The 12,449-nt window shown below is 77.0% G+C and carries 5 protein-coding genes and 1 pseudogene; all 6 read right to left on the reverse strand.

Annotation, left to right across the window (positions count from 1 at the left end; all coding sequences use genetic code 11):
- Nucleotides 1–1,169 (reverse strand): RDD family protein (locus KVT14_RS23265; protein ID WP_217617103.1); only part of this gene is annotated, 1,169 nt, incomplete at its 3' end.
- On the reverse strand, nt 1,166–3,793 hold the full coding sequence (locus KVT14_RS19040; protein WP_217617104.1) for a transglutaminase domain-containing protein: 2,628 nt from the start codon (nt 3,791–3,793) through the stop codon (nt 1,166–1,168). The genes KVT14_RS23265 and KVT14_RS19040, both read right to left, overlap by 4 nt.
- On the reverse strand, nt 3,790–4,959 hold the full coding sequence (locus tag KVT14_RS19045) for a DUF58 domain-containing protein (protein ID WP_217617105.1): 1,170 nt from the start codon (nt 4,957–4,959) through the stop codon (nt 3,790–3,792). The genes KVT14_RS19040 and KVT14_RS19045 overlap by 4 nt, the downstream gene beginning before the upstream one ends.
- Nucleotides 4,960–4,990: 31 nt before the next feature.
- Nucleotides 4,991–5,944, reverse strand: coding sequence for a MoxR family ATPase (locus KVT14_RS19050; protein WP_217617106.1), 954 nt, complete (start codon nt 5,942–5,944; stop codon nt 4,991–4,993).
- Nucleotides 5,945–6,022: 78 nt separating this feature from the next.
- Entirely contained in the window at nt 6,023–11,854 is a 5,832-nt protein-coding gene (locus KVT14_RS19055) for an Ig-like domain-containing protein (RefSeq protein WP_217617107.1), read from the reverse strand.
- A pseudogene (locus KVT14_RS19060) lies at nt 11,851–12,449 on the reverse strand (serine/threonine protein kinase); the annotation flags it as partial. The pseudogene KVT14_RS19060 and the gene KVT14_RS19055, both read right to left, overlap by 4 nt.

Raw genomic sequence — 12,449 nt, forward strand, 5'->3', positions numbered from 1 at the left:
CCGTCGGTGCCGTCGCCGATCGGCACCTGCCGGGCGCCGGCGCCCGCGAAGTACGGGCCCCAGATGTGGTTGGGGTCCGGGGGCGCCGCCGGGGCCGACGGGTCCGCGGGCACCGCCGGGGCCGACAGGGACGCGGACGTCGCGGCAGGCGCCGCCGGGGCCGCGACGTACCCGGGCGCCGCACCCGGCGCGGACGGAGCCGGGACGTCCGGCGGCGCCGGAGCCGGCGCCGCCGGTCCCGACGCGGGCGCGGCGGCGTCCGGCCCGGGTGCGAGCGGCACGGGCGCCGCCGGGTGCGCGGGCACGACGGCCGCCGGGACGACCGGGATCTGCCGGGTGTCGAGGTCCGGTCCCAGGCCGGGTCCGCCGAGCGGGGGCAGCACGAACCCCGGGGCGTCGAGCCGACGGTCGGCGGCGAGCGCGCTCCACCGCGTGCGGGTGGGCTCGGACGGGGTGGGGTCGACCGTCGGCGTGGCGCCCGCGGCGGTCGGCTCACCCGCCCACGCGTCACCGGGTGCCGCGGGGTGCGGCACGGAGGGCCACGCCGGGGCGTCCCCGCCGTGCTCTGCGGGCGGGGCGGGCAGTGCGGGCGCGCCTGGACCGCCGGCCCGGTCCGCGCGCGCCGGCCAGTCGGCCACCCGACGGGCCGGGACGAGCCCACGCACGTCGACGACGACGCCCTCCCCCACCCGGTCGTGCCAGCCGCGCCGGCGCCCGGACGAGTCGAACAGCGGCGACAGCAGCACCACGATCTGGCCCACGCCGCACGCCAGCGAGCCCAGGGCGACGATCAGCGCCCGCACGAACGCCCGCCCGAGCCCGACGGGCCGGCCGGACCGGACGTCGACGAGCCGCAGGCCGAGCAGCCGGCGCCCGACGGTCCAGCCGCGGGTGCCGTTCCACACCCACTGCGCCACGGCCCAGGCGGCGAGCAGCACCGCCCCGACGGCGAGCAGCACCCCGGACGGCGCGGCGGGCTCGGGCACCGTGCCTGCCCCTGGGTCGGAGGCCGCGCGCACGGTCGCCGCGAACGCCGGCGCCCACGCGAGCCAGAGCGGCGCCGCTGCGATCGACGTCAGCGCGGCGTCCACGAGGTACGCCGCGACGCGGCGCCCGACCGGCGCAGGCGGTGCGCTCGGCGGGACCACGCCGCCGGTGGTGCTGCTCATCCGTCCGCTCCGTCCGCTCGTCGTGCCCGTCGTCCCCTGGTCCCCCGCTTCTCCCTGCCGTCCGGCACGCTCCGCCGCGCCCGGTCGGCGGCCGCCGCGGCCCGGCGCCGCTCGGACCGACGCAGCGACCGGGTCGTGACCCGCCCGCGCCACCGCTGCTTGCGGGGCGTCGCCGCCCGCATGGACGCGAGCGTCCGGTCGACCTCCGCCCAGTACTCCCGCGCGTCCGCCGTCGTCGGGGCTGCGGCGCTGAACACGGCCGCGTCCGCACGGTCGGCCAGCGCGACCACCGCGGCACCCGCCTCGACCCCGGCAGGCGTCGGGCCGGCCGGCACCGGGGCGGGACGCTTCCGGCGGCGCCCCTCCTCCGGCTCCGGCGCGGTGGTGAACGCCCGGTCCAGCGACCGCGCGCCCTCGCGGCGGGTGGCCACCGGGTCGACGTCGCGGCGCAGGTCGGTCGCCAGGTCGAGCACCTCCTGCCAGCCACCCACGACCCGGTTCACCGGGACGGGGTCGCGCCGACGGCGGCGCCGGCGGCGGGCCTTGAGGCCCGCGATGACGAGGAACGGCGCGAGCAGCACCAGCAGCAGGCCGGACCCGGCGGCGACGCCGAGCGCGATGCGCTGCCAGACCGCGAGGGCGGACTCGTCCTCGCCGTCCTGCGTCTGCGGCTGGTCGGTGTCGTCCGCGGGCGGGTCCACCGGCGGGGCGGGCGGCGGCGGGGGCTGTGCGACCTGGGGCTCGGGGTCGGCCTGGCTGGTCTCCTGCTCGTCCTGCGGCGTCTGGCTCTCGGGCGGGGTCGGGTCGAAGGTGACCCAGCCGTACCCCTCGAACGCGATCTCGACCCAGGCGTGCACGTCGGCACCGGTCACGACCACCGGGGCGTCGGGGTCGAGCGGCGCGTCCGGCGTCGCGGCCGCGTCCTCGTCGTCGCCCGGCACGAAGCCCATCACCACCCGCGCGGGCAGGCCCATCTCGCGGGCCATGAGGGCCATCGCGGACGCGTACTGCTCGTCGTCGCCGACCATGAGGTCGCCGCCGAGCAGCGTCGCCACCCGGTCGGCGCCGTGGCCGGACAGCGACGGGTAGTCGCCCTGGTCGGTGCGCCCGTGGGAGAAGAAGCCGCGCTCGGACAGCGCCTGCTCGAGCGCGCGGGCCACCTGGGCGGGAGTCTCGGCCTCGCGGGCCGCGTCGCCGGCCGCGGTCGACACGGCGTCGGGGACGCCCTGGGGCTCCGGCAGGTCGAGCGCGCTGCCCGCGGCGGAGCCGAGCTGCTCGTCGTCGGGCTCGGCCGGCACGACGGCGTCGAGGGTGTACGTCAGCCCCTCGTCCAGCCCGCCGGTGAGCACGGCCGCGCCGGTCGCGTCGTTGAACCGCAGCCGGGACTGCGCCTCGGTGTCGTCGAACCGCACGGACACCGCGTCCCCGACGGTCGGCAGCCACACGCCGGACAGCCCGTCGACCTGGACCTGCACCTCCGCGCGCTCGCCGCCGGTGCCGGACGCCTCCACGGCGTCGGCCTCCTCGACCGCCTGCTCGCTGACGACCTCGCCGACCCGGCGGAACTGGCCCGAGGCGCGGGACGAGCCGTCGCCGGCCACGTTCCACACCACGCCGTCGAACCGGTCGAAGGTCGCGAGCCGGACCCGGGCGCCCGCGGGCAGCCCCTGCACCGTGAACAGCTCGACGGTGTCGTCGTCCTTCACGTACTTGCGGAAGGCGGACAGCGGGCTCGCGTAGTCGCGCGGGTCGAACGGCGGCAGCAGCGCGTCGCGCAGGACGTACCGGTCCCGGTTCGACTCGACGGCGGTGCCCGCCGCGACGCCCGCGCCGCCGGCGAGCGCGACCAGCAGGACCAGCGCGACCGGGCGCCGCGCCCGCAGCCGGCCGGACCGCCAGGACGCCCAGACCAGCAGGACGACCGCGATCGCGGTGCCGACGGCCACCGGGGCGACCGTGGTGTGCGTGCCGAGCAGCACGGCCCCGGCGAGGACCACGGGCGGGAGCAGCGCGGCCGCCGGTGCCGCGCGCCCGGAGCCCAGCGCGAGCCGCACCGCGACCGCGGTCCCGACCACCGCCAGCAGGTACGGCGGGACCAGCAGCCAGCCCGAGCCGCCCAGCGGCGGCTGCAGGGTCAGCACGTCCTTCCAGCCCAGCACCGACCCGCGGACCACGGACACGATCGACGCGAGCGTCGGCACGACGCCCCCGACCGTCTGGTCCGGCGTCGCGAGCGGGCCGCCGAGCACGACGGTCACCGCGAGCAGCACGGCCGTGGTCACGGGCGTCGACCAGCGCGCCCAGGCCGACAGCACGCCCGCGGCCGCGCCGAGCACGACGCCGCCGACCACCGGGGCCAGCAGCACCGAGCCGCCGTACACCGGCAGCAGCGGGGTCAGCGCGGCGAGGACGGCGCCGGCGAGCACGAGGACGTCGACGACCGCCCGCCCGCCGCGCGGGACGCCGCGGCGGGGCCGCTCCGCGCCCGCGGGCTGCCCGGAGCCGCCGGGCCGGCGGCGCCCGGACGAGGGCGGCCCGGGCGGCGTCGGCACGCCGGGGGCCGCGTCCGGGGCGCCGGATGCGACGGCGCCGGGCGCGACGGGGTTCTCGGTCGTCGTCGTCATGCCGCCGCCGCCAGACGCAGGGCGCGGGGCAGGTCGTCGAGCGAGCCCAGGCGGACCAGGCTCAGCGTGCGCTGCGTGCGGACCTCGACCTCGGTGCCGGGCACGCAGCTCACCACGAGCGTCCGGGTGCCCTCGGGCACGTGCCGGGCGGCGGCGCGCAGGTCCGCCGCGGGCACGACGGACCCGGTGACCAGGAACGCGAGCGTCACGTCGGGCGCCTCGCGGGCGACCCGGCGGCCGAGCAGCCGGGAGCCGGTGCCGTCGGGGCCGCAGGTGATGCCGGAGCAGTCGTCGAGCAGCGGCCGGCGCGCGGTGGTGCGCACCCGGCCGGGGCCGGCGAGCACCGCGAGCGGGTGCTCCTCGGCCAGCACGTGCACGCCGAGCGAGGCGACCACGCTGACCGCGAGCTCCAGCTCCGCGTCGTCCGCGCCGTGCCGGTAGTCCCGGGGGTCGGTGGCGAGCGCGACGGCCGTCTGGGTGCGGCGGGTGTCCTCGTACTGCTTGACGGTGAGCTGCCCGCGGCGCGCGGTGGTGCGCCAGTGGATCGACCGGCGGTCGTCGCCGACCACGTAGTCGCGCAGCGCGTGGAACGCCAGGTCCATGTCGGACAGGTCGCGGGTCGCGCCGCCCTCGAGGTCGCGGAGCAGGCCCGCGTCGGCACCCGTGAGCATGACGACGCGCGGGTGCACGTACAGCTCCTCCGAGCCCGTGGTCACCGCGTGCCGGGTGGCGAGCCCGAGCGCGTCGCCCCGCACCGCGCGCACCGGGCCGACCGTCACGACGGCGCGCCGGTCGGTGGGGACCGCGAACAGCTCCTCGTGCTCGGTGCCCGGGGCCAGCGACGGGATCTCGAGCTCGGCCCGGCCCTCGCCGACCTGCAGCTCCAGGCGCACCGCGCGCGTCCGACGACCGCCGGGGGCCGACACGACCACCCCGCCGAACGCCCGCTCCCCGACGCGCACCCGCCGGTCCGCGAGGTCGAGCCGCACGGCGTGCGGCAGCCGTCCCCAGGTCATCGCGAGCGCGACCAGCAGCGCGACGGCGCCGACGGCGCCCAGCGCCGCCAGCTCGACCCAGCCGAGCAGCACGCCGGCGACCGCGGCGGCCGCACCGAGCAGCCCCGCGCCCCAGCCCACGCCCGACAGCCGGGTGCGCGACCGCCTCACGCCGCGCCTCCCGGGTGCACCCCGACCCTGGTCACGCGCGCGCCACCGGCGGCGGGGTCGCGGACAGCACGCGCTCGACCACCTGGGTGGTCGTCGCGCCGAGGAAGTCGGCCTCGGGGTCGAGCACCAGGCGGTGCGCCAGCACGGGCACCGCGAGGTCCTTCACGTCGTCCGGGATGACGTAGGCGCGCCCCGCGGCTGCCGCCTGCACCCGCGCGGCGCGGACGAGCGCCAGACCGCCGCGGACGCTCGCGCCCAGCGAGGTCTGCGGGTCCTCGCGGGTGCCCTCGATCAGGCGCGCGACGTAGTCCAGCACCGAGCCGTCGACGTGCACCGTCTGCGCGAGCTCCGCCATCTCGACGACACCCGCCGTGGTGACCACGGCGTCCAGCTCGCGGGTGCGGTCCCGGGCGCCGGACAGGATCTCGACCGTCGCGGTGCGGTCCGGGTAGCCGAGCGAGGTGCGCACCAGGAACCGGTCGAGCTGCGCCTCCGGCAGCCGGTAGGTGCCCGCCTGCTCGACGGGGTTCTGGGTCGCGATCACGACGAACGGCCGGCCCACCGGGTGCGTGTCCCGGTCGACCGTGACGTGGCCCTCCTCCATGACCTCCAGCAGCGCGGACTGCGTCTTCGGCGAGGCGCGGTTGATCTCGTCCGCGAGCAGCACGGAGGTGAACACCGGGCCCGGGTGGAACTGGAACGTCCGCGCGCCCTGGTCCCAGATCGTCACGCCGGTGACGTCGGAGGGCAGCAGGTCCGGGGTGAACTGGATGCGCTGGTGGGTGCCCTGGACCGACGCCGCGATGGCCTTGGCCAGCGACGTCTTGCCCGTGCCCGGGGCGTCCTCCAGCAGCACGTGGCCCTCGGCGACCATCGCGGTCAGCACGAGCCGCACCGGGCGGTCGGCGCCCAGGACCGCGCGGGACACGTTGCCCACGAGGCCGGCGAACGTCTCGGCGAACCAGGCGGACTGCTCGGGGGTCATCGGGGGGTGTCTCCTGTCGGTGCTGTGTGTCGTGGGGTCGTGTCGTGCGGGCCCATCACCCGATCGGCGGGCGCCGGGTCATCCGGAGGAGTCGTCCGAGTCGGGCGGGGCCCACTGGACCACCTGCGACGGCGTCCAGTCGCTCCAGGCCCCCCAGCCGACCTCCGTGCGTACCCGAACCCGGATCGAGACGGAGCTGGGGTTCGACACGCCGCGGTCGTCAGGGAGGGCGACCGGACCGGTGCGGACGTCACCGTCACCCTGCCCGGACTTGGTGCCGAATCCCCACCCGGAGAGCTCGTACTCGTACCCCTGGACCGTGCCCCGGCCGATGTCGCCCACCGACCAGGACACGGTCCCCGTCGTCGGCTGGCCGGTGGTCTGCGGGATCGCCAGGGTCACACCGGTCGGCGCCGCTGCTCGCGTCCGAGCGGTGTTGTCCTGCGTGTTCCAGGACGCCGGGGCCCCGCACCCTCGTCGGTTGCACGCCGAGACTGTGACCGTCAGCGGGTCGCCGGCGACGAGACCCGTGATGCGCGCACGGTTCTGCCCGCCCCACCCCATCTCGACACGTCCCGCGGACGACTCGACCACGTAGCGCTGCAACGAGGCGCCGTTCTCGGCGGCCGGGTCCCACACCACGTCGACCCATCCGCTGCCGGCGTCCGTGTCGGTCGAATGGTTGCCGTCGGGTCGGACGTTCCCGGGCGCGCCCGGCACGTCGTACGCGCGACCGCTGGTCGTCGCGGACCCGGACCTGCCGGCCTTGTTCTGCGCGTACACCTCGAAGTTGACGTTCTGGTCGTTGTCGACCGTGAGGCCGTACGACGTCTGCCCCGCAGGGAGCGTCTCCGTCCGGTTGACCGCGCCCGTCATCTTCAGGACGTACGTCAAGGGGTCACCGTTGTCGCTCGCGGACGGGTTCCAGGACACGACCAGCTGCCTCGACGCGGTCGACTGAACGGCCTCGGGTCCGAACGACGGCGCGTCGGGCTTCCCGGCCGGGGTCACCGGCGCGGGCTGCCCGCTCCACGCGCTCGGCTCAGGCGCGCGGTTGTGCGCCCGCACCTGGACCGTGTAGGCCGTGCCGTTGGTCAGCCCGCGGAACGTGTACGACGTCCCGCTGGTCGTCACCGACCCGGCCCCGCCCGGCGGGGCGGGCGAGATCATCAGCGTGTACGACGACACCGGCGACCCGTTCGAGTTCGGCACCGCCCACGTCGCCGTGACCTCCTGGTCGCCCCACTGGAGCGACGGGGCGGCCGGGGTGTCCGGCACGGTGTCCGGGCGCGCCACGGCGGACGCCGGGCTCGGGTCGGACCAGCCGACGGCGTTCTCCGCCGCCACCGTGAACGTGTACTCGACGTTGTTCGTCAGCCCGGTGATGGTGCACGTGGTGCTGGCGCAGGACGTCGTCGGCCCGCCCGCGCTGGCCGTGACCCGGTAGCCCCTGATCGGCTCGCCGCGGTCGTACGGCGCGGTCCAGGACAGCACCACGGTGCCGTCGCGGACCTCGCCGACCCGCGGGGCCGCCGGCGTCTCCGGCTTCCCCCGCACCCGCAGCGTGATGCTGGACGCGACCTCGCGGGCGCTGTCGTCCGTGGCGTCCCGGACGCGCACCCGCACGACCATCTGCCCGACCAGCTCGGCGGCGGGCCGGACCACGACGTCGGAGCCGGACACCGACGCGGTGCCGGCGCCGGCCGTCTCGACGGTCGCGCCGACGACGCGCAGCGGCTGGTCCGGGAACGGGTTGGACGCGCCGGCCAGGACGTCGACCACGCGCTCCTGCCCCTGGACGGCGTCGTTCACGACCTTGTCCTGGAGCACGGCGACCCGCCGGGTGCTCGCCACGGTCCGCACTTCGACCTGGACGGCCATCTTCCCGGCGCGGCCGTAGCCGAGCTCGATCGGCAGCGTGCCGCGGGTGCCCTTGGGGGTGCCCACGTCGGAGGCGACCGACAGCCGGCTCCCCTGGAGCGACACGGTGAACCCGGCCGGGGCGTCGCCGGTGAGCCGGTAGGTGAAGGTGTCCGCGCCGGACGCGCCCTCGACGCCCTGCGTGAAGGCCTGGAGGTCGACCGTCGTGGGCGCCTCGCCGGGCCCGACCTCCAGGGTGGAGGGCACGAACGTCGGGGGGTAGTCGTCGAGCGTGTAGACCGTGATCGGCAGCGTGATGACCGACGTCCGGGCGGAGGTGTCCCCCGCGCCGGTGCGGTCGGTGACCGGCACGGTGATCGACGCGGGCCCGACGTACCCCTCGGCAGGGCGGAACTGCACGGTGGTGGAGTCGGCGACCAGCGACGAGCCGTCCGACCGCGTGGCCGTGACCGCGGTGGCGTCGGCGACCTGCGCGGTCCGCCCCGGCGCCACCTGGACCTGCTCGCCGAGCGGGATCGTCAGGGTCTCGCCGCCGGCGACCCGGAGCTCCGGTGCACGCGGGCGGGCGGTCGGCGGGAAGAAGCCGAGGGCGGGCACCGAGATGAACGCGTAGGAGCGGACGTCCTCGGCGGCGGTGTTCGTCAGCAGGTACGGGATGGTCTGGGCGGTCTCGGCGAGGGTGACCGTGATGGTGCCGTCGCCGCGAACCGTGGCCACCGACGACGCGCTGCCGGGCACGGAGACCCGCAGGTCCCCGAGCGGGCCGCTCGGGTTCTGCGCGACGCCGAGCACGTCGACGTCCACGCTGGTCCGCCCGACCGTGTCGACCGGCGGCACGACGACGTCGCGCGCGATCGGCGCGAGCACCGGCGCGTCCGGGTCGACGGTCACGGAGAGCACGGCGCCGTTGACGGCCCCGCGCTCGTTGACGGCGGTGTAGCCGATGTTGAACACGCCCGCGGCGTCGCCCCGGACGACGACCCGGTTGCCGGACAGCGAGGCCGTGATGCCCTCGTCGACCTCCAGGTCCTCCCGGACGGCGAGCTCGCCGCCGAGCACGTCGGTGTCGTTCTCCAGGACCCGGACCTCGACGGTCTGCCCGGGGCGGACGGTGATGGTGTCGTCGCGCGCGACCACGCGGTTGCTGTCGCCGGGGCGTGCGGCGATGCCCACGCGCACGGTGGCGACGGCGCGCTGGCCGGTCCAGTCCTCGACGGCGTAGGTGAAGGTGTCGGTGCCGGCCTCGTCGGGCAGCGCCTCGTACTCCAGGAAGTCCGCGCCGACGGTGGGGACCCGGCCCTTGGTGCCGGCGGACGCGACGCCGAGCAGCGTGATGCCGTCGCCGTCGGCGTCGATGCCGACCAGCGGCACCGGGATCCGCACGGTCTCCCCCGCGAACACGCGCGCCGTGAGGGCGCGCGGCTTCGGCGGGGCCTTGGTCTCCGGGTCGGACTCGTGCACCCGGACGGTGACGGTCGCGGCCGTCTCCATGCCGGTCGCGTCCTGGACGACGAACGTCGCGTGCACGGTCATCGGGGACGACGGGGCCTGGTACCGCAGGTTGTCGCCCGAGACGAACATGAGGCCCTCGCCGTCGCCGAGCGGCTCGGCCAGCTCGGGCTTCAGCGTGATGGTGTCGCCGTCCGGGTCGGACGCGTCCTCCAGGACCGGGATCGTGACGACGCCCCCGGTCCGGACGTCGGCGGTCACGTTCGGCACCACGGGCGGCTGCGGGGTCGCGGACGCCGGCACCGGGCGGACCAGGATCTGCCCGGTGGCGCTGGCGGTCCCGTTGGACACGACGTACTGCAGGGTGACCGGCTCGGTCAGCGCGCCGACCGCCGAGATGGTGACGAGGGTGCGCTGCCGCACGGCGACCCGCAGGCCGTCGGGCGCGGACACGCTCTGCAGCACCAGCACGCCGCCGGCCGGGTCGGTGTCGTTGGCCAGCGGGTCGACGGTGGTCTCCCCGCCCGCGGGCAGCCAGGCGTCGTCGGCCACCGCGACCGGCGGCTCGGCCTGCTCCGGCCGCTCGCGCACGTCGATGCGCGCGACGCCGGTCGCCTGCTGCGGCGCGGCGGTCACCGTGAAGCTGACGTAGAACGTGCCGGCCTGCGCGGCGCGGAAGCTGAACGTCCCCGCCTCCAGGTCGGGCGTGACGGTCGTGCCCTGCACGTCCTCGACGCCCGCCAGCCGAGGCTGCTCGGCTCCGAAGGTGCGCACGGCGTCGAGCGGGCGCAGCTGGACGTCCTGGTCCACGTAGGTGACGGCGTGCACCGGGTCGATCTGCAGGTCCAGCGAGCCGATGGCCCGGACGTCGACGTCGACGGTGCCCTCGGTGGTCGAGGTCCCGTCCGACACGACGACGTGCACGACGTCGCGGCCGAGCTCGCCGCCGTCGGCGACGTAGCTGAGCGTGCCGTCCTGGCGGAACCGCGCGGTGCCCTTCTCCGCGGACGCGCCGACGAGGGTCAGCGGGTCGCCGTCGGGGTCCGAGAAGTCGGCGAGCACCGGGTAGGACGCGGTCGCGCCCTGCTCGACCCGGATCTCGCCGGTCCGGTCCTGGACCGGCGGCTCGTCCAGCGAGGCGTCGCGGACGGTCAGCGTGACCTGCGCGGTCGAGGGCGCGGTGGTGCCGCGGCCGTCGCTGATCGAGTAGGCGAAGGTCGCCGAGCCGGTGGCGTCGGCGGGCACGGTGACCTGCAGCGCCCGGCCGCCGTACACCTGCTGCAGCGTGCCGAGCTCGGCGGGCAGCGGGTCGACCTCGCTGAGCACGAGGATGCCGCAGTCGGAGGAGGTGTCGTTGTCGATGACCGGCAGGATCGTGGTCCGGCCCGCGCGGACGCCGAACTGGTCGTCGACGGCGTTCGGGGCGGCGCTGGTCGGCGAGCACTCGGGGACCAGCTGCTGGGTGGTCCGGTCGCCCTCGGCCCGGTCGGTGTCGTCCTCGGGCTTCTCCTCCGGCACGACGTCCGACCAGTCGGGCTCGCGGAGCTCGGTGTCCTCGAGGGGCAGCCACAGCCGCCCGTCGACGGTCTCGTTGAGCGCGACGACCTGCCGGTTCACCCGGAACACCAGGTGGTCCGTCGCGGTCACGCCGTCGAGGTCGAGCAGCCGCGGCTCCGCGTCCGCGCACAGCTCGAGGTAGTTCTGCGTCGCGGTGGGCCAGGCGGCGTGCGCGCAGGTGCCGACGCGGACGGGCGCCGCGGGCGTGCCCGCCCCGCCCGCCTCGTGCTCGGCGGCGACCTCGCCGGAGGACACCGACACCTCGACCAGGCCGGTGCTGCCCGCGACGAGCGCGGTGCTCGCGGCGGGACCGGGCTGCTGGAGCACGGGCTGCGCGATGCCGAGGGCCGTCGACCCGCCCGGGGTGCGGACGGTGTCGCCGTCCAGGCCGACCGGAACGTCGCCCACGGCGGTCACCTGCTCGACCGCGCCGCCGAGCGCCGGGGCCTCCTCCGCCGTGGCCGCGCCGCCCGCGGTCGGCGTGAGGCGCGTGACCTCGCCGGTGCTGCCCGCCACGGCGAACGCGTCGCCGGTCACCGACGCCGTGACGACGCCGCCGGCGCCGACGTCGGCGTCCGGCTCGTCGGCCGTCACCTGCAGCATCGGCAGGTCGGCGAACGTGCGGACCCAGGCCTGGCCGTCGGTGTCCATCACCGCGACGGTGCCGCCGGCCATCGACACCTGGGCGCCCGCGGGGACCGCGACCTGCGCGGCGGCGGTCACCCCGGCCGGGTCGACCACGGTCAGGGTGCCCGCCTCGACGATCAGCACGTCGCCGGCGTCCTGCAGCACGTCGAACTCGGTGCTGCTCGCGACCAGCCCGGCGTTCAGCTCCTCGACCTGGGCGTTGTACCGCCCGACCTGCAGGGTGCTGGTGGACGTCAGCCAGACGGCGCCGTCGTTGAGGTCGACCTGCGCCAGCGGGAACCCGGGGTTGACCAGGGCGAGCGTCGCCAGCACCGCGGGCACGGTGACGACGGCCGCGGTGGACGCGACCTTCTTGCGGTTCCAGGGAAGATTCACGCGGCGCAGCCCTCCGCGGGCACCGTCGACGCGCGGCGGTCCGCGCGCACGACGGAGACCTCGATGCACACCTCGCCGCCCTCGGCCGGCGGGGTCACGGTCACGGTGGGCTCCTCGGCGATCTCGAGCTGGGGCTCGCCCGTGGCGGTGCGCACGCCCCAGAGGTAGGTGTCGCCGTCCTGCGGCTCGGGGTTGGTCCAGGTGAACACGACCGTGCCGTCCGCCTGGCGCGCCCCGAACAGGTTGGTCGGCGCGGGCACGGTCTGGCCGAGGGTGCTCGCGGGGCCGGGGAACTCGGTGCCCGCGGCCGGCCCGGGGTCGGTCTCGGGGCGGTTCGCGAGCAGCACGACCGCGACGACGGCCGCGGCGATGGCGAGCACGGAGCCGACGGCGGCGAGGACGCGGCCCGTGCGGGACCGGCCCGCCGACCCGGGGTGCACCTCGTGCACCGGGGCGGCGACGAGCTCGGGGCCGGGCGCGGCGTCCGAAGCCTGCGCGCCCGCGGCCGGGGCGGCTCCCGGCGCGGCGCCGGGGTGCACCGCCACGACCGGCCGCAGCCGGGTGGCCTCCGGCCCGGAGCCGAGGTCGAGGGGCG

Source organism: Cellulomonas sp. GbtcB1 (genome assembly GCF_019091725.1).
Lineage (GTDB): Bacteria > Actinomycetota > Actinomycetes > Actinomycetales > Cellulomonadaceae > Cellulomonas.

Excerpts from the sequence above, each read along its gene's own strand:
- KVT14_RS19040 (WP_217617104.1), bottom strand. The coding sequence starts at position 3,793 with ATGACGACGACGACCGAGAACCCCGTCGCGCCCGGCGCCGTCGCATCC.
- KVT14_RS19050 (WP_217617106.1), bottom strand. The coding sequence starts at position 5,944 with ATGACCCCCGAGCAGTCCGCCTGGTTCGCCGAGACGTTCGCCGGCCTC.